Source organism: Stenotrophomonas africana (assembly GCF_013004645.1).
GTDB classification, from domain to species: Bacteria; Pseudomonadota; Gammaproteobacteria; order Xanthomonadales; family Xanthomonadaceae; genus Stenotrophomonas; species Stenotrophomonas africana.
Genome location: NZ_JABEME010000003.1, coordinates 177589 through 195951, shown reverse-complemented (window position 1 = coordinate 195951; position 18363 = coordinate 177589). Strand labels below are relative to the sequence as shown.

The window sequence follows — 18363 nt, the reverse complement described above, 5'->3', positions numbered from 1 at the left end:
TCTCTCTCACTCGGGGGTGGTGCAGCCCAGCATGCGCAGATCGATGGCATCGGCCATGCGCCGGTAGCCCTCGTCGTTGGGATGCAGATGGTCGCGGGTGATGTCATTGGGCAACGATTCCGCTGCCTTCGGGTCACGCAGCGCGGCATCGAAATCGATGATGCCATCGAACCCGGTCTTCCCACCGCGTGCCCACTGGTTGATCGTGGTGCGAGTGGCTGCGGAGACGGGCTCGTAGCGCTCGGAACCGCCGAATGGGGTCAACGTACCCAGCCAGGCGCGGATGCCGTGCGCATGCAGTCGTGCCGCAACCTGCTGATAGCCCAGCAGCATGTCCGCCGCATTGCGCCCGGGCAGCGGCTGCGCGCCCCCTCCGTGGCGGATGTCGTTGATGCCTTCGAACAGGATCACCTGATCGGCATCGGCCACCGCGATCACGTCGCGATCCAATCGTGACAGGGCGCTGTGGCTGCGGCCATGGTCAAGCAGCTTGTTGCCGCTGATGCCCTGGTTGAGCACCACGAACCGGTTCGGGCAGGCCTGCTGCAGGCGCTGCGCCAATCGCTCCGGCCACTGGTTGAAGGTGCCGCGACGGGCGGTGGCGCCTTCCGTGATGGAGTCACCCAGCGCCACGATCACCTGTGGACGATCTGCGCGCCGCACCATCACTGCCGAGAACACGTTCTGCTGGTAGCCCAGGCGCACGCTGTCGGCGACGGTTGTCTGCCTGCCGTCCGCTACCCGAAGCTCGGTGCGGCGCACGGCGGGGCGGGTGGGCTGCGGAAAATACGCACTCACGCTGATTTCCTGCAGCGCCACCAAGGGCATCGGCACCGGGTCGCTCAGCAGCGCGGCGCCCACCGGCACCTCGATGACCGCGCGCCCATCCACCGTTACCGGCAGTGGTGCAACCTTGCCGTTCTTCAAGCCTACGCGCAGGTCTTCGATCCGCAAGGGCGACGTGCCGAGCTCGTTGCTGATGCGCAGCCGCAGCGCATCACCACGGCTGCCGATACGCATGTCCTGGCGCACGGTCTGCGCCGCGAACTGTACGGGTGCCTCGGCGGTGCCATCCTTGCGATCCGGTGCCGGCGAGGCGGTCCAGGCAGTTACCCAGACCGGTGCAGCCTGGGTGGCGGGGGCGGCCACGGCAGCGCCGAAGGCCAGCGAAAGCAGGGTGATCCAGCGCTGCATGGCAGGTATCCGCTCAGGTCAGGAGAAGTAGGTGCCGCCGTTGACGTCCAGATTCGCACCGGTAATGAACGCCGCCGCATCCGAGGCCAGGAATACAGCGGCGTCAGCGGCTTCGTCCGGCGCACCCTGGCGGCGCAGCGGGGTGGCGCCGGCAACCGCTGTGCGCACTTCCGGCTTGGTGAATTCGTCGTGGAAGCGGGTGGCGATCATGCCGCAGCACAGCGCGTTCACCCGGATACCCTTCGGCCCCAGTTCCTTGGCCATGGCACGGGTGAAGGTCATCACCGCCGCCTTGGCGGTGGCGTAGATCGATGCGCCCGGGCCGCCACCATCACGCCCCGCCTGCGAAGCGAAGTTGACGATGGCCGCGCCTTCGCGCATGTGCGGAACCACCGCGTGCGTGGTCAGGTAGGTCGAGGTCAGGTTCAGGTCCATCACGGTGTGGAAGAACGCCGGGTCGATCTCGGCCAGCGGCCGACGCTGCACCATGCCACCGGCCACGTTCACCAGCAGGTCAATGCGCTCGCCGAACGCGGCCTGTGCCGAAGCGACCAGGCCGGCCACGGCAGCGGCATCGGTGACGTCGGCGCGATGCACGATGGCCTGGCCACCGGCCGCCTGGATCTGCGCCAGCGTTTCCTGGGCACTGGCTTCATCGTTGGCGTAGTTGATGCAGACACGTGCACCGGCGGCAGCCAGCTTGATCGAGACGGCGCGACCGATATCGCGGCCGCCGCCGGTGACAATGGCCACCTTGTCCTGGAACGACATGCGGAAAACTCCTTGGTTTGCGGGGGAATGAAAGAGAACTGCAGGCTCAATCGCCGCGGCGGTCGAGCTTCTGGATAGGTCCGGTCCACCACCACAGCGCGGCCAGCGACAGCGGCACCAGCGCGGCAACGAGGATGAAGATCGGGGCATAGGAGTGGCGGGTCAGCACCGGCACCAGCCAGGTGGTGATCAAGGTGCCGGCCACGGCGGCCAGGCCACCCAGGCCTGCCAGCGTGCCCACTGAGCTGCCGTCGAACAGGTCGCCCGGCAGGGTCTGGATGTTGCCGATGGCCACCTGGAAGCCAAACAGCACCGCGGCGATGGCCAGCACGGCAAGCAATGGCTGGTTGGCCAGCACCGCGCCCAGCAGGGCAGGGGCCATGATCACGCAGCCCAGCGTGATGGCCAGCTTGCGGGCGCGGTCCACGCTGTGCCCGGCGCGGATCATCCGCCCGGACAGCCAGCCACCACTGAGGCTGCCCAGCATGGCACCGACAAACGGCACCCAGGCGAACAGGCCGATCTGCTTGATGTCGAAGCCGAAGGTTTCAGCGAGATAGATCGGCAGCCAGGACACGAACAGCCACCAGATCGGGTCCAGCAGGAAGCGGCAGGCGAGCATGCCCCAGCTTTGCCGGTGGGCCAGCAGCGAACGCACGCTCACCTTGGGCGCGGTGGCGTCCTGCTGCCCAGCCCGGTCTTCCATGATCAAGCGGCGTTCGGCATCGCTCACCCAGGGGTGCTTGTCCGGGCCGGCGCGGTAGACGAACAGCCACGGCAGCAGCCACAGGAAGCCGATGGCACCGACCAGCACGAAGGTGCCGCGCCAGCCCAGCCACAGGTACAGGCCGGCGATGGCCGGTGCGGACACGATCGCGCCGATCGACGCGCCGGCATTGAACACGCCCTGCGCCAGTGCGCGTTCGCGTGCCGGGAACCACTCGGCATTGGCCTTCACCGCGCCCGGCCAGGCGCCGGCCTCGCTGATGCCGAGCATCGCCCGCACCAGGCTGAAGGACAGCATCGAATGGGTGATCGAGTGCAGGGCAATGGAGATCGACCACACGCTGATCGACAGGGCGAAACCCAGGCGCGTACCGATCATGTCGAACAGACGGCCGAACAGGAACTGGCCGGCCGCGTAGAACAGCATGAACACCGTCACCAGCAGCGCGTAGTCATCCTTTGTCGCGCCCACTTCCTTGGCGATTTCCGGCCACATCACCGCCAGTGCGTTGCGGTCAATGTAGTTGATCACCGTGGCCACAGCGATCAGGCCGACGATCAGCCAGCGTACGGCCGAACGTACCGGGACCTTGCGCAGCTGATCCACCACCGCAGGGCCGTTCATTTCGCGTCACCCTTGCTGCGGTCCATGCGCGCGTGGCTGCCGCTCCAGCGGTAGGCGTGACCATCGACGGTCACGCTGCGCTCGCCCTGGGCGCTGCTGTCATCGGCCACGCCGAGGGCGATGCGTGCACCGCTGGCCAGGCGCAGCTCGATTACCTCGGCATCGTGGCCGCGGGTACGCACAATCTCCTTGATGCGGCTGTCGGCGCCGTGCACGTACTCGGCAGTGCCGTTGTACTCGCCATGCGGCTCCAGCACGCTGAAGAAGGTCACCTCCTTCTGGCCTTCCACGCGCTGCAGCAGGGCCGGTTCGCGGCGCAGGTTGAATTCCGGATCGTTCGCACCGCTTTCCAACAGCAGCGCCTGTGCCGGCGCACTGCTGCCGAAGCGGTAGGTATAGAAGCGTCCATCCAGCAGCCAGGCCAGCGAACGCGGCTCGCTGCCGGGTTTGCTGCGTGCATCCAGCCACAGGTGCTGGTAGCCGTTGTCCTTGCCCAGCACCGGGCGCTGGGCGGGGAAGTGTTCGGCCTCGAAGCCGGTGGTGACGATGTGGCCGTTGAAGTGCAGCGGCAGGTCGTAGCGCGCGGCCTTGTCACCGTGCACCTGCAGCAGGTCCAGCACCACCGGCAGACCCAGGTCAGGGTGGCGCAGCAGCGCCTGGGTGCGGGTAAACACCACGCCGGGATAGGCATCGCGCATCGTTGCCGAGGCAATCTGGGTATCGGCATCGGCCTGGAAGAAGCGCACCTGCGGGGCATGCTCCTCACCGCGCTTCCAGTCGCCCTTGAAGTGGCTCTGCTCGTCCACCACCAGGGTGTTGTGGGCCACGGTCTGCTTGGCCCAGCTGCGGTTCTCGGCCAGGTAGATGCCCCCACGCTTGGCTTCCACATTGAGGAAGCGGGCGGCGCCGTAGTCGGTCACCACCGGGTTGCCGTTGTCGTAGAACAGCCAGTTGAGCTTGTCGAAGTGGCCGTGTCCCATGCCCTGCATCGTGTCCTTCTGCACCAGCGCCTGACCGCGTTCGCCGTTCATGCGCAGGATCGCCAGGCCGCCGCGATTGCCGTCAGGGCCATCGCGCAGCAGCATCGGCCGGTAGTCGAAGGGCTTGGCCTTGTTGGCGGCCAGTGCCTGTGCCACCTGCAGGCCTTCGGGCGACAACAGCAGGCGCTTCTGCTGCTGGGCCACCGACAACAGGCGGTCATCACCGGTGCGTGCGTAAGCAATGCCGATACCAGCCACCAGCTCTTCGGTGTCGATGCCCTTGTCCAGGATGGCGTCGTTGATCGGGAAGAACAGGCCGCCGTAGCTGGTCTGCACGAGCACATCCACGGCCTTCAACAGCACGCCGTCACGGCGCGCGAAGATCCTCCGCTGCGGCTCGTTGCGCTCGATGGCGTTGGCGAACAGCAGAAACGGCGCCAACGCATAGCGCTGGTAGTAGGGGCCTTCCTCGTAGTAGCCATCGGGCGAGAACAGCAGGTCGATCTGCCGCAGGAAGCCGAACGTGTCGTCCTTCCGGCTGCCGCGCAGGGATTTCTCCACCAGTTCCGGGTCATGCAACACGTAGCCGGTCATGCCGGTGGCGGCCACCGCCCAGGTAGCGTGGTTGTGGATCTGGTCGTAGTTCTTCGGTTCGCTCGCCAGGAACTCCGCCATTGGCCGGAACACTTTCGATTCGATGGTGTCGCGGTCCTCGGCGGACAGCACATCACGGATCGCGTCATAGCCCTGGATGGCGTTGACCAGCCACACCGAATCGTTGAGCACCTGCCAGAACACGCGGCCGGGAATCTGGCCGCGACCCTCCGGGTGCGGGCCCAGCGTCGGGTAGAGCTGGGCGTACTGCAGCAGCATGTCGCGCGAGTACGCGACATAGGCCTTGTCGCCGGTCAGCCGGTACAGGGTGCCGGCCGCCAGCAGCGCCTGGTAATTGCGCTTGTGCTGTTCATGCGTGCGCCCGCCGCCTTTGTCCCTGGGCACCGGCACGTCGATACCGGCCTTCATCATCTTCTTCAGCGTTGCCTCGGTGCGCGCCTGCTCCTTGGCGAACCACGGGTAGCGGCTGCCTTCACTGGCCATCTGCTGCCACTGTGCGGCGGTGACCAGCACAGGTGCCGCATCGGACTGTCGCGCGACGGTGGCCGGAGCCGCCAGCAGCGGGGCGGCCGGCATCAAGGCAACGGGACAGGCCAAGGCCAGGGAGACGAACAGCGGCTGCAACCTCATCGATCAACTCCATTGCGGGTGCGTGACAGGGCAACTTCGCCCACCTTGGGATACCAGGCGACGCCGGTCGCCTCGCGCGCGGTCATTGCCAGGGCAGGATCGGCGCCCACGGCGGGCAGGGCAGGCGTGGGCACCCATAGTCCGCTGTCAGCCTGCTGCAGGATGACGCTACGGCCCTCTACGCCTCCCGGAAACACGGTGCTGGCTGCCGGCGACTGCATGTTGCTACTGAAGTCGATGCCAGCCAGCGAACTGGCGGCATTGGGCGGGTTCCTGCTGCTGCGGTTGACGATCAGGTTGGCGCTGAAGCGACTGTTGCTGGCGGCGACCACGATGCCCTTGGCCTCATCGTGGCCCACGCCGAAACTGATCTTCGCCACGTCCACGAAGGTATTGCGGCTGATGGTGGCATTCACCACCGGCGCATAGCCGGACAGTGGCGGGCTGGCCTGCGCATCCATCACCGCCAGTGCCGAACGGTTGCTGGACCCGGCCAGCCGTTCGAAGTAGTTGTTGCTGACGATCTGGTCGGCGTTGATGATGCGTACGCCGCCTGTGCCGGCTTTGTCATCCCCCAGGAAGACGTTGTCAATTACGCGGTTGCTGTTGCCATGGCGCAGGGTCAATGCGCCGGCCGAACGGTAGAACACGTTGCCACGGTAGGTGTTGCCACCGGACTTGTTGCTGACGATTTCGGTTTCGCCGTCGCAGCCTTCGAACCAGTTGTTCTCCACCGTGCTGTTGGAATTGCTCAGCGAGGTGTCACTGGTGCCGACGCGGATCGTTTCACCGCCGTTGACGCCCAGCGCCGGACGCGGCCCGAACCAGTTGTGGTCGATGCGGTGCTGGTTGTCCAGGCCTTGGGTGGCATCGCGCACCACCACCACGGTCGGCCCGGCGTTGGTCTTGCCGCGCAGCTGGCTGTGGTCGAGGCGGTTGTGGCTGCCATAGAAGGAAACCCAGTAGTCCTGGTCACTGGCATCGGGGTTGGCGTAGTCGTCGATCACCAGGCCGGTGACCCGGCTGTGGCTGGCCACCGCTTTGCTGGATTCACGGAACGCCACCACCGCATCGCCCGGCGTATAGCCGTTGCGGAACACCAGGTTGGACACCTGCAGGTAGCTCCCTGCCAAGCGCAGGTCCGATCGGCCGCTGAGAATCACGTTGCCCGGGGTCTGAGCGCGCAGCGTGATTGGTGCTGCCGCTGTGCCTTGGCCCTTCAGCAGCAGCCGGGCATCGGCCCAGGTGCCGTCAGCCAGCACGATTTCATCGCCGGGCTGCAGCGCCGAAGCGGCGGTAGCGAACTCGGCGACATCATGGACGAGCCAGCTGGCTGCACTTGCTGCTGAAGTGGTCAGGCACAATGCTAAGCCAGTGGTCAGGCAAAAAAGCCATAGATTATTGGATCGGTGACACGCCAGCGGGTGAGTGCGCATGAAATCCTTCCAGGGACGGCCGGGCCGTCGTTTCAGGGTGGGCCTGCATACCACTTTCGGGACTGTTGTAAGCCAGCGTCCGCGCAAAGTCATGCTGCATGAGCACATTAAATTGCGGTCAACTGGTATGGATCAAAGGCATTTGAACAATTGCATACCAATTGGTTGACATTTTCATGTCGCCGTGCCGAAGCTGCGTCCCACGCCTGACATGCAGGCGATCCTTTGGGAGGAGGAAACCATGCGGCGACCCGCCGGAGCAGTGCACAGCATCTCGTTGTCCCCCACACCCCTGATCGTGGCGTTGCTCGCCGTGCTGGCGGGCCTGCCCACAGCCCAGGCGCAATCCAGCAGGGACGCGGCAGGGCAGGATCCCACCACGCTGGACCAGGTGCAGGTCACGGGCATCCGCGAATCGATGCAGAGTTCGATCAACAAGAAGCGCGACGACACCGTCATTGCCGACGTCCTCTCGGCCGATGACATCGGCGACCTGCCGGCGCCCTCGCTGGCCGATGCGATCGAGACCCTGACCGGCGCCGCCTCGACCCGAGACAAGACCGGTGCATCGGAGATATCGATCCGTGGCCTCGGCGCCTTCCTCAGCAGTACCAACTTCAATGGCCGCGAAATCACCAACGGCAGCGGCGACCGCTCGGTGAACTTCAACATGTTCCCCGCCGAGCTGATCAATACGGTGGCCATCTACAAGACCCAGCGCGCCGACATCATCGAAGGCGGTGTGGCTGGCACCATCGGCCTGGAAACAGTGCGCCCACTGGAGTACGGCAAGCGCTCGGCGCAGATCGATCTGCGTGGCAGCTGGGCCGAGTATGACAAGAAGTACCGCGACGACGACGGCATCGGCTACCGTGGCACCGCCAGCTACATCGACCAGTTCGAGTTCGGTAATGGTCAGAAGCTGGGCATCTCGCTGGGCTTCCAGCGCCTGGACGGTACCGATCCGGAAGAGAGCATCACCAGCGGTTCCACCTGGTATGCCTGCGATGGCACGCAGAACGTGGGCAATGCCAACTGCAATGAAGTGTCCGCGCAGGCCATCGCCAACGGCGCGCCGTACTACCTGGTGCCAAGCAGCCGCATCTACCGCCTCAAGCAGGAGCGCAACGACCGGCAGAGCGAGTTCGCCGCACTGCAGTGGCGGCCCAATGACGTGGTTGAAGTGAACCTCGACTTCGAACACACCCAGCGCAACTGGTACGAGAACCGCAGCGATCTGGGCCTGTCCAACGCCCGCCGCGGCATCACCCGGCGCGAGGTTGGCCAGGGCGGTATCGTGCGCCACCTGCATGGCAGCACCTCGATCGACTCTACTTCCAACCGCTACTGGCGCGGCGAGGAATACACCGGTGGCGGCCTGAACCTGATCCTGCGACCGACCCCGGCCTGGGAACTGTCCACCGATCTTTCGTACTCGCACACCAATCGCCTCGACAGCGAGCGCATGACCCGCCTGCGCGCCAACCAGCGCGACGTCAACAATGCCATCGTGCCGGGCATCAGCAGTGGTGCCACCGGCTACGTGGACTATGACTGGGACTGGCACGGCGAAGTGCCCAGTGTTGCCCTGGCGCCGAGCTTCGACCCCAACAACTGGGACGCCTACACCGGCGCGGCGCGCGTCACCTCCAGCGCAACGGAGAATGACCACAGGATCAAGGCCGGCCGCTTCGATGCCAGCTTCATGCCCGAGTCCGGTTTCTTCACCCGCATCAAGGGCGGCGTGCGCGCCAGCCAGGCCGACTATCGCCTGCGCGACAACACCCTGGTAACCGACTACGACCAGCGCGTGGCGGCCGACAAGGCGAAGATCATCGCCGCCAACCGGGCCTGCCGCGCGCCGTTCCCACAGGATGATTTCATGGATGCCGCCAGCGGCAACACGATCTCCTCGTGGGCGTACTTCGATCCGAACTGCCTGTACCAGTCGTTCCGCGGCAGCCTCGACAGTGGGCTGGATCCGGGTTTCCAGGATCCGAACAATGTCGATATCACCGAGAAGACGCGCGCCCTCTATCTGATGGGTGAGTTCAGCAGCAGCCTGTTCGGCTTGCCGGTGACCGGCAACCTCGGCCTGCGCTGGGTCAAGACCGATGTGCGTTCTGAGGGCGTGCGTACCGGGCTGCGTATCGAGGACAACGGTGACGGCACGATCCGCCTGCAACCCACCGGCGAGTACAGCACGCAGGTGTTCAAGGCGGGCAACGACAAGCTGCTGCCCAGCCTCAACGCGGCCTTCGAACTGCGCCCGGACGTGTTGCTGCGGGTCGGTGCATACCGCGCGATGTCACGGCCGGACATCGCCGCGCTGGGTGCCGGGCGCACCATCAACGTGAGCAGCGATGCCACCTACGGCAATCTGGCCGATGCGCTGGATGACATCAGCGCCAGTGGCAACCCCGCCGCGCAGCCGCTGATGTCCTGGAACGGCGACCTGTCACTGGAGTGGTACCCGAACCCGGACACGATGCTGGCCGGCGCGGTGTACTGGAAGCAGTTCAACGGCGGGACCTCCACCGCGCTGGTGCCGGAGACCTACACCATCGACGGCCAGAGCGTGACCGTGCCGGTACGCCAGCAGGTAACCACCGACGAGGACAGCACGCTGACCGGCTTCGAGCTGACCGCCACCCATCGACTGTCGTACCTGCCCAAGCCGTTCGACGGACTGGGCTTCAAGGTCAGTTACAACTACGCCGATGCCGACTACCGGACCCAGGACTCGCGACTGGGCGAGCAGCTGGCCAGTGATGGCACGATCATTCCGGCGATCGTGCCGCCGGCGGGTCTCAGTGGCTTCTCGCGGCACGTCCTGTCAGGTTCGATCTACTGGGACGTCGGACGTTTCAACATCCAGGCCATCGGCAAGTTCCGCTCGCACTACTACCAGGACTTCACCGGCAATACCGCGCAGCAGAACCGCTACTACGATGACAACACCAGCGTGGACCTGCGCCTGCGCTACCGGGTGAACAAGCAGTTGTCGCTGTCGCTGGAGATGATGAACCTGACCAACGAGCCGCGCGTGGCCTACCAGCCGCTTTATGGGAACTTCCGCGAAGTGGTGACCTACGGGCGGCGTGCGTATTTCGGTGTACGATACAAGTTCTGAACAAGGCGGCGTGGCCAGTGGTCGCGCCGTCGCTCCAACCGGACCCTTGCCGGCCGCGGTGGCAGGGCAGGGACCCGGAAGGAATCGCCAAGGGTCAGCCGCATGTCCGCCAACCGCCTTTACCAGACCATCGCTGCCAAGCTCCGCAAGCTGATCGAGGACGGCGAATTTCCGCCAGGCTCGCGGCTGCCGGGCGAGCGTGAACTGGCCGAACGGTTCGGTGTCAGCCGGGTCACCATCCGCGAAGCCGAGATTGCACTGGAAGCACAGGGCTGGATTGCGATCCGCATCGGATCGGGCGTGCATGTGAAGCCGCGCCCGACGCAGGCGTCCGGCGGGCTGCCGGATGTCAGCGCCTTCGACCTCACCGCTGCCCGCGCGGTATTCGAGGCCGAGGCCGCCGCTCTGGCGGCAAGCAATCTGGACGATGCCGGCATCGCCGAACTGCGGGTGCTGGCCGAAGCGCTGTGCCGTCGCGACCTGAGCGACGCGGAAGCAGGCGAGTACGATCGCCGTTTCCATCTGACCATTGCCCGCCTCTCAGGCAATCCGGTGGTGGAGTACTTCGTGCAGCAGATCTGGCGCATGCGCAGCGAACTGCCGCGGGTGACCGAGGTCTATTCGCGGGTCTGCCATGATGATGGCGCCAGCCGTGCCGACGAACACATGGCCATCTTCGAAGCACTGCGCGCACGCGATCCGGTGGCCGCGCGCAATGCCATGCGCCATCATTTCCAGCGTCTGTTCGAAGCGATGCTGCAGGCGACCGAAAGCCAGGCGCTGGAGGAGATCCGCCGCCGCACGCAGCAGGACCGCGAACGGTTCATGGCTACGACGCGGATCTGAGCGACCGTCCTGAGCGCAGCGCGTTTCAGTGCGCTTGCGGGCCGGTAGTGCCGGCCGCTGGCCGGCAATCGCACGGAAGCAGTGGACTCCAGCCTAGAACCTCTCGGTATTGGAAGGCGGGTCGGCATCCAGGTACTTCCGCCCTGCGTCGTCAGCGATGCAGAGCCCGTTGGACAGGAGCTTGATATATCGCTCACGCTCATCACCAAGCTTCAGCTCGGACAATCTTCGGAGCGAATTCAACAATCCATTGAGGTTCTGGATGATGCCGTTGGCAGACGCCGGATTAGCGACGTCCTTGGCGAATTCTCCCAGCCTGATCGCCTCATTTGAGTGCCGGGAAGTATCAACCCTGGCAAGCAGTCGGGACGCGTCCTGATTGAAGATGAAGGCTTCGTCATCGGCCAGGCGCTGCAGGCGGGTGCTTGCCATCCTGGTGAACGTCACTTCGAAGTCGATCGAATTCGCCCCGATCAAGGGGGCACAGCTGTTCACACATCCCTTTCCAAAGACTGCTTGGAACAGCGTCATGAGGTCGGCAAGTTTCTCGAAACTGTTCCACATATCATTGGGCACCCCCAACCAGAGACCGTCCTTGAAGCGGGCCCAGTGCATGTACCGCCCGGCTTCTCCGCCATCGTCTGCCTGGCTGGCGAAGTGTCCGCAGGCTTGCAGGAATCGGAGACAGTCTGCAGCGGGCATGAACACTGGAACTGCCTCAGCCTTCCCCAACCGGACGCGTTCGATTGGATCATCATCTTCTTCAGGATCAAGGTATTCGACCTGCAGATCTCCATTTCGCACATACGCATAGCTGATGGCTGTGAATTTGACGGGTATCACCACAGGGGCTGCTGGACCCACCGAGAAATTCACCTGTGCATACTTGCTCACCTGACCCGCCGCCGTCTTGAGCTGACTTGCGCGACGGACACCCAACGTTCCCTTTGCTTCCAGCAGGCCCCAGCTGCCATCGCTCAGCTCAATCAGGAAGTCGGGGTTCGCCGCGTTCGCGAAAGGGGGTGCTATGCCGCTGATCGTGATCGGTGCCGTCGCGCCCGTATGGAAGTGGAGGATGCGATTCACTTGGAGGGCGCCGGCCTGTAGAGATAGGGCCTTTTCCAATGCATATCGTGCATAGATCATGCCAAGAAAATAGCCGACGCTGCTCTTTTCGCTCTTCTCGAGTTGGGCCATGAATGGGAAGGTTGTTACGCAGGGCCCGGCTGGTGAAATCGCAGCGTCGAAGGCGCTTATCAGTAAATTTCTCTTGCTTTCCAAATACTTGGCTAGCTGCACCCAGTCGGCAACTCCGGCCAGATTCATTCCGGCAAAACCAAGTGCAGGAAGCGCAAGAACATTACCGTAGCCGCAGTCCATTGCTGCAAATCCAATGGCAGGTGCAATCGGATGTGGAAGCGCCGCCACATGTGGCGGGCCGAAAAAGGCCGCTACAGCGTTCTGAGTATATTGTCCTGGCCACTTCGGGACGCCAAGGGGCAGCAGGTGGAGCTTCAGTACACTTGCCATGTAGCATCCTTGCTTCTTCAAGTCCGGGCAATCTACCCGCCGTTTGAGGAAAGAAGCAAGCCGGAGGCCAAATCCATCAGTCGCTACCCAAAGCCACCGCCCCATCATGCAACCCGCGTAGCTTCTTCTTGTTGATCTTACCCACGCTGGTGCGCTCGATCGCATCCACGAAATTGACCCGCTCCGGAATCGCATAACGTGAGATATCCCCGGCGCGGCTGCGTGCTGCGACCAGTTCGATGATCTCCGCTTCGGCCACATGGCTTCCCGGCTTCCTGACCACCAGCGGCAATGGCCGCTCACCCCATTTCGTATCGGCGATACCGATCACCGCGACCTCGCTGACCGCCGGGTGCAGTGCGATGATGTCTTCCAGCGCGAGCGAGGAGATCCATTCGCCACCGGTCTTGATCACGTCCTTGATGCGATCGGTGACACGCAGGTAGCCGCCTTCGTCGATGTTGCCGATGTCTCCGGTGTGCAGGTAACCGCCCGCCCACAGCGTTGCCGAAGCCTCGGGATCGTGCAGGTAGCCCTGGGTCAGCCAAGGTGCACGCGCCACCACTTCGCCGGTGGCGACGCCATCGTGGACGACATCACCCATGTCCGGGTCGACGATGCGCAGGTCCACCAGCGGCACCGGTATGCCGGCCTTGGTGCGCAGTGACAGCACCTCATCGGCATCGGTCACGCTGTCCACGTCGATCTGGGCGATGGTCAGCAGAGGGCAGGTCTCGGACATGCCGTAGCCGCCGAAGATGTCGATGCCCCGTGCCAGTGCACGCTGCGCCAGGGCACGGGGCAGGGCGGCACCGCCGATGATCACCTTCCAGCCCTCCAGGTCGGTCTGCGCCGCGTCCGGGTGCGCCAGCAGCATGTGCAGGATGGTTGGCACGCAGTGCGAGAAGGTCACCTTTTCGCGTGCGATCAACGCCAGCAGCTTCGCAGGCAGGTAGCGCCCCGGATAGACCTGCCTGATGCCCATCGCGGTAGCCACGTAGGGCAGGCCCCACGCGTGCACATGGAACATCGGGGTGATGGGCATGTAGACATCGTCACGATGCAGGCGACCCTGGCGGGGTGCACCGCCGAGCGCGGCCATCGCCGCCAGCGAATGCAGCACCAGCTGCCGGTGGCTGAAATAGACCCCCTTGGGCAATCCGGTGGTTCCGGTGGTGTAGAACACCGTGGCACGGGCATTCTCGTCGAAGTCCGGGAAGCGGACGACCGGCGTGGCACCGCGCAACCCCGCTTCGTACTCGGTGGCGAAGCCTGGCGGTAGCGGGCCACCGGCATCGTCCAGCAGGATGCGCGTGCGCAGGTCCGGCAGCTGCTCGTCGATGGCGTCCAGCAGTGGCAGGAACTCGCGGTTGGCCAGGAGCACCCGCGCGCCGCTGTGGTTCAGCGTGTACGCAATCTGCTCGGGGGCCAGGCGCACGTTCACCATCATCAGCACCGCACCGATCATCGGCACCGCGAAGTAGGCCTCCAGATAGCGGTTGCTGTCCCAGTCCATCACCGCCACCGTGTCGCCGTGGCTGACGCCCATCGAGGTCAACAGGCCGGCCAGCTGGCCGATGCGTGCCTGCAGGGTGCGGTAATCGAATCGGACCTGGTCGCCGTAGACGATTTCCTGTCCAGGACTCACCGCCAGCGGCATCAGCAGCAGCTGCTTGATCAGCAGTGGATAGGCATGGGCATCGGGAGTGGGGGCGGATGACATGGCGTTTCCTCGTGGGCGGCGTTGCGGTCGCCGGCCTTCTCCGCACCACACTAGCAAGCCCTTCCTGCGGTGCCAGCGTACCTAGGTACCTGTTCCCGCCCGCACGCTATTTGATAATCTCGCCGGGACATGCCAACTCTGCTCATCGCCGACGATCACCCCTTGTTCCGCGCGGCACTGCATCGCGCGGCGGAAGAGGCGGTCGCCGATCTGCAGATCAGCGAGGCGGATTCGCTGGACAGCGTGCTGGAGGCGATCGAGAGCCAGTCGATCGACCTGATGCTGCTGGACCTGCACATGCCGGGCAACCACGGGCTGGCCGGGCTGGCCACGATCCGTGCGCTGCAGCCGGGCCTGGCGATCATCATCGTCTCCGCCAACGAGGAGCCGCAGGTGATCCGGCGCGCCATCGACCTCGGCGCCGCGGGCTACCTGCCCAAGAGCTCGGGTTTGAACGAGCTGCAGTCCGCGCTGCAGTCCGTGCTGGAGGGCGAACGCTGGATCCCGGCGCTGCTGCGCGAACCGGTGGCGCGGGTGGCGCCGTTCAGCAGGGATGCCGATCTCGCCGCGCGCCTGGCCAGCCTGTCGGCACATCAGTACAAGGTGCTGGGGCTGGTGGCCGAGGGCCTGCTCAACAAGCAGATTGCCGACCGGCTGGGCGTACAGCTGCGCACGGTCAAGGCGCACATGACACGCATCATGGAGCGCCTGGGCGTGCGCAACCGCGCGCAGGCCATCCGCGTGCTGCACGAAATGGGATTGGCCGATCCGTCCCGGCAGATCGAAGCGCTGCCCGAGCCCTGAACGGTCAGCGCGTGGCAGTGGCCGCCAGCAGGTGGTTGATCGCCCAGCGCAGCGCCAACGGCTTGAACGGCTTGTTGAGCAGGGACAGGCCAACGCCGCGCACCGCCTCGCGCGTATCGCTGCCGGTATCCGCACTGAGGATCACCGTCGGCCGCGGCCCATGCATGTCCGCCAGCCGCTGCCACAGCGCAACACCGGTATCGCCGTCATCCAGGTGATAGTCGAACAGCCACAGTGCCGCCTCGTGCGCTGAGGGCCCGATGTCATCGGTGCTGCCTGCCGCGATCACATCGCAGCCCCAGGAAAGCAGCAGTTGCCGCATCGCCTCCAGTGCGTCCGGGTCATTGTCCACTGCCAGTACGCGGATACCCTTGAGGGCGTTGCTGCCACCCGTCGGTGGCGAACTGCGCGGGGTCACAGGCGGTGCTGCGCGTTGCACGCTGATCGAGAAGGCCGAGCCGTGCCCGGGCACGCTGCGCAGGTACAAGGGTGCATGCAGCAGATCGGCGATGCGGTGGGCGATGGTCAAGCCCAGTCCCAGCCCCTGGCCGTTGCTGCGATCGACCCGGTGGAACTCCTCGAACACCACCGCCTGCTGCTCCGGAGCAATGCCGGGGCCTGTGTCATGCACGACGATCATCAGTGCCTGCCCCTGGCGGCGCACACCCAGCAACACACCGCCGTGGCGGGTGTAGCGAATGGCATTGGCCAGGAAGTTCTGCAGCACCCGGCGCAGCAGCAGGGGATCGCTATGCACCCAGGCCTGGCTCCGCACGTGGCGGAACTGCAGCCCGTGCGCCGCCGCCAGTACAGCAAACTCCTGCGCAAGCGGATCCAGTACGGTCGCTAGCGCCAAGGGACGCGGGTCGGCCACCAGTCCACCGGCTTCCAGCCGCGAGATGTCCAGCAGGCCGGACAGCAGGTCATCGGTGGAATCCAGTGCGCCGCGGATCTGCCGCAGGAAACTGTCGAGGAACTCGGATTCGATGTGCTGCGACATCGCCTCGGTCAGCAGCTGCGCCGCATGCAGTGGCTGGATCAGATCGTGGCCGACGGCGGTCAGGAAGCGGGTCTTGGCCACGTTCGCACGCTCGGCTTCGTGCACTGCCTGTTCCAGACGGGCGGTGCGGTCCTGCACTCGGCGTTCCAGGGTTTCATTGCTGCGCTTGAGCGCATCTTCCGTGCGGCGGAATGCAGTGACATCGGTGAAGGTGGCGACATAGCCACCGCCCGGCATCGGGTTGCCGCGTATCTCAACGATGGTGTCATCGGGGAAGATCCGTTCGGAAAGGTGGGGCGTGCCACGGCGCATATGCGCGACGCGGCGCTGCAATGCCTTGGTGGGCGTGTCGCCGGGGGCGTCGCCGATCTTCAGTTCCCCCAGGGCCCAAGCGGTGAGATTGACCACCGGCTGCCCCACCTGCAGCAGCTCCGGCGGAAACTTGAACAGCGCGGCGTAGCGACTGTTCCAGGCCACCAGCTGCAGCTGCGCGTCGACCACGCTGATGCCCTGGCTCATGTTCTCCAGCGCCGCCTCCAGCAGGCGCTGATTGAAGCGCAGCACCTGGGTCGCTTCGCCGACCGCGCGGGTCACTGCATCCAATGGCGCAGTGCCGCCCTCACGGGCGGCCTCCACCAGCAGCCGTGCCATGCCTGCGCCGACCACGGCCGTCAGCTCGCGCTCGACGGCGGTGACCCGGTCGTCATCCAGCATCTGCCCGGCGTGGCCCTCCAGCAGCTGGCGCGCACGCTCTTGGCCAAGGAAGCGTCCGGCGGTCCTGCGCAGGGACGCCGCAGCCACCGCATCCCGCCGCCGTGGCAATGACGGACGCACGGCCCGCGACACCAGGGCCACGGTCAGCAGGTTGACTGCCAGGCTGGCCCCCATGCTGATGGCGATATGGCCCGGCTGCACGCGCAGCGAGACCACCGACAACCAATGCAGCCCGTCGGCGCCGACCGACGGCGTCGCGGCCGGGATCACCATCGGCAGCAGTACCAGCCACAGCCAGGCCAATGAGCCCAGCACGATGCCGGCCATGATGGCCGGGGAGGGCGTACGTGGGCGATACACCGCCAGCAGCACCGCCGGTGCCAGCTGCGAGAGGGCGGTGAAGGACATCAGGCCGAAATCACTGAGTGCCTCGGTGTCGCTCATCGCCCTGCTGTACAGCCACGCCATCAGGAACACGGCGAGGATGCCGGCACGGCGGAACGCCAGCACGCGCGGTCGCAGGTCAGCGTTGGCCACGCCGCCCTCGATGCCGCCGAGCAGGCGCGAACCGAAGCCATGGTTGCCCAGCATGATCGACAGGGTCAGCCCGGACAGGATCATCATGCCGGTGGCAGCGCTCAGGCTGCCCAGATAGGCCAGCAGCGCCAGCAGATGATGGCCACCGGCCTGCGGCAGCGCCAAGACGTACAGGTCCGGCGATACCGAGACGGGCAGCTGCGCGGCACCGGCCAATGCCATCGGCACCGACGGCAGTCCGATCAGCAGCAGGTAGACCGGGAACATCCAGCGTGCCGTCTTCAGGTCCGAGGTCTGGCGAAGCTCGACCACGCCGACGTGGAACTGGTGCGGCAGGGTGAACGCGGAGATCGCCCCCAGCGCGACCATGGTGAGATAGTCCGGCACGATGGCCGGTGGCGGCAGCTGCGCCATCTTTTCCAGCAGCGGCGTGCCGGCCTTGTGCACGGAAAGCGCCGCATACAGGCCAATGGCCAGCAGTGCCACCAGTTTCAATACCGATTCCACGCCCAAGGCGACCACGATGCCGCGGTTGGGCTCGGTGGCCGAGGCCTTGCGTGCACCGAACAGCAGGGTGAACGCGGCCATCGTCAGCGCGAACCAGAACGACATGTCCAGCTGCGCACCGGCAGGCGCGAACCGATCACCGAGCAGGGCGCCCAGGCCCTGGCTGACGGCTTTCAGCTGCAGTGCGATGTAGGGAATGATGCCGAACAGCGCCACCAGGGTGATGGTGAAGCCGAGGCCGCGATCGGCCCGCAGTCGCGCGACAACCAGATCGGCGATGGTGGCACTGTTGTGCTGTTTGGCCAGCCGCCCCAGTCGGAGCAGGAACGGCAGGCCAAAGGTAAAGATCAGCGCCATGCCAGCCAGGGTCGGTGGAATCGGGAAGCCCCATTGCAGGCCTTGCGACGCGGCGCCGTAGTAGGTCCACGCGGTGCAGTGCACGGCCAGCGACAGTGCATAGATGAGCGGCCACACGTTCGAAAGCCGGTGCCCCCGGCGCTCGCCCCAGAGCGCCACGCCAAACAGCAGTGCGGTCCATGCAATGCAGGCGAAGAGGACGATGGAGGGCGTCAACATCGCTCCAGTGTAGGGA

11 protein-coding genes are annotated in these 18363 nt (G+C 65.3%); 3 read left to right on the top strand and 8 right to left on the bottom strand.

Going from position 1 to position 18363, the window contains the following annotated elements; all coding sequences use genetic code 11:
- Window positions 1-6: 6 nt before the first annotated feature.
- The 5 genes from HLA98_RS07355 to HLA98_RS07335 are packed head-to-tail and all read right to left on the bottom strand — an operon-like array spanning window position 7 to window position 6977.
- Window positions 7-1194, bottom strand: coding sequence for a GDSL-type esterase/lipase family protein (locus tag HLA98_RS07355; protein WP_057501695.1), 1188 nt, complete (start codon window positions 1192-1194; stop codon window positions 7-9).
- 18 nt (window positions 1195-1212) lie between these two features.
- Window positions 1213-1965 (bottom strand): SDR family NAD(P)-dependent oxidoreductase, encoded by a 753-nt coding sequence (locus HLA98_RS07350; RefSeq protein WP_057501696.1) that lies wholly within the window; start codon window positions 1963-1965, stop codon window positions 1213-1215.
- A gap of 46 nt (window positions 1966-2011) precedes the next feature.
- Window positions 2012-3316 (bottom strand): MFS transporter, encoded by a 1305-nt coding sequence (locus tag HLA98_RS07345; protein ID WP_057501697.1) that lies wholly within the window; start codon window positions 3314-3316, stop codon window positions 2012-2014.
- Complete coding sequence (locus HLA98_RS07340; RefSeq protein WP_057501698.1) at window positions 3313-5541, bottom strand: oligoalginate lyase; 2229 nt, start codon at window positions 5539-5541, stop codon at window positions 3313-3315. The genes HLA98_RS07345 and HLA98_RS07340 overlap by 4 nt, the downstream gene beginning before the upstream one ends.
- A complete protein-coding gene (locus HLA98_RS07335; protein ID WP_057501699.1) occupies window positions 5538-6977 on the bottom strand; it encodes a polysaccharide lyase 6 family protein in 1440 nt (479 codons plus the stop codon). Before HLA98_RS07335 ends, HLA98_RS07340 begins: the two co-directional genes overlap by 4 nt.
- Before the next feature lie 241 nt (window positions 6978-7218).
- Between HLA98_RS07335 and HLA98_RS07330 the strand changes: the two genes are divergently transcribed.
- Both HLA98_RS07330 and HLA98_RS07325 read left to right on the top strand, forming a co-directional pair.
- On the top strand, window positions 7219-10110 hold the full coding sequence (locus HLA98_RS07330; protein WP_057501700.1) for a TonB-dependent receptor: 2892 nt from the start codon (window positions 7219-7221) through the stop codon (window positions 10108-10110).
- A gap of 102 nt (window positions 10111-10212) precedes the next feature.
- Window positions 10213-10956, top strand: coding sequence for a FadR/GntR family transcriptional regulator (locus tag HLA98_RS07325; protein WP_057501701.1), 744 nt, complete (start codon window positions 10213-10215; stop codon window positions 10954-10956).
- A 93-nt stretch (window positions 10957-11049) separates the two neighbouring features.
- On the opposite strand, the gene HLA98_RS07320 is transcribed toward HLA98_RS07325, so the two are convergent.
- Window positions 11050-12486: a hypothetical protein gene (locus HLA98_RS07320; protein WP_129550520.1), complete on the bottom strand. Its 1437-nt coding sequence runs from the start codon at window positions 12484-12486 to the stop codon at window positions 11050-11052.
- A 76-nt stretch (window positions 12487-12562) separates the two neighbouring features.
- On the bottom strand, window positions 12563-14209 hold the full coding sequence (locus tag HLA98_RS07315) for a fatty acid--CoA ligase (RefSeq protein WP_057501703.1): 1647 nt from the start codon (window positions 14207-14209) through the stop codon (window positions 12563-12565).
- A 129-nt stretch (window positions 14210-14338) separates the two neighbouring features.
- Between HLA98_RS07315 and HLA98_RS07310 the strand changes: the two genes are divergently transcribed.
- On the top strand, window positions 14339-15013 hold the full coding sequence (locus HLA98_RS07310; RefSeq protein WP_057501704.1) for a response regulator transcription factor: 675 nt from the start codon (window positions 14339-14341) through the stop codon (window positions 15011-15013).
- Window positions 15014-15017: 4 nt separating this feature from the next.
- Here the strand turns inward: HLA98_RS07310 and HLA98_RS07305 are convergent, their stop codons facing one another.
- Window positions 15018-18347: a hybrid sensor histidine kinase/response regulator gene (locus HLA98_RS07305; protein ID WP_057501705.1), complete on the bottom strand. Its 3330-nt coding sequence runs from the start codon at window positions 18345-18347 to the stop codon at window positions 15018-15020.
- Between the last annotated feature and the right edge of the window lie 16 nt (window positions 18348-18363).

What these genes read in the sequence shown, in the direction of transcription:
- HLA98_RS07355 (WP_057501695.1), bottom strand. Translation starts at nt 1,194, where the DNA reads ATGCAGCGCTGGATCACCCTGCTTTCGCTGGCCTTCGGCGCTGCCGTG.
- HLA98_RS07350 (WP_057501696.1), bottom strand. Translation starts at nt 1,965, where the DNA reads ATGTCGTTCCAGGACAAGGTGGCCATTGTCACCGGCGGCGGCCGCGAT.
- HLA98_RS07345 (WP_057501697.1), bottom strand. Translation starts at nt 3,316, where the DNA reads ATGAACGGCCCTGCGGTGGTGGATCAGCTGCGCAAGGTCCCGGTACGT.
- HLA98_RS07340 (WP_057501698.1), bottom strand. Translation starts at nt 5,541, where the DNA reads ATGAGGTTGCAGCCGCTGTTCGTCTCCCTGGCCTTGGCCTGTCCCGTT.
- HLA98_RS07335 (WP_057501699.1), bottom strand. Translation starts at nt 6,977, where the DNA reads ATGCGCACTCACCCGCTGGCGTGTCACCGATCCAATAATCTATGGCTT.
- HLA98_RS07330 (WP_057501700.1), top strand. Translation starts at nt 7,219, where the DNA reads ATGCGGCGACCCGCCGGAGCAGTGCACAGCATCTCGTTGTCCCCCACA.
- HLA98_RS07325 (WP_057501701.1), top strand. Translation starts at nt 10,213, where the DNA reads ATGTCCGCCAACCGCCTTTACCAGACCATCGCTGCCAAGCTCCGCAAG.
- HLA98_RS07320 (WP_129550520.1), bottom strand. Translation starts at nt 12,486, where the DNA reads ATGGCAAGTGTACTGAAGCTCCACCTGCTGCCCCTTGGCGTCCCGAAG.
- HLA98_RS07315 (WP_057501703.1), bottom strand. Translation starts at nt 14,209, where the DNA reads ATGTCATCCGCCCCCACTCCCGATGCCCATGCCTATCCACTGCTGATC.
- HLA98_RS07310 (WP_057501704.1), top strand. Translation starts at nt 14,339, where the DNA reads ATGCCAACTCTGCTCATCGCCGACGATCACCCCTTGTTCCGCGCGGCA.
- HLA98_RS07305 (WP_057501705.1), bottom strand. Translation starts at nt 18,347, where the DNA reads ATGTTGACGCCCTCCATCGTCCTCTTCGCCTGCATTGCATGGACCGCA.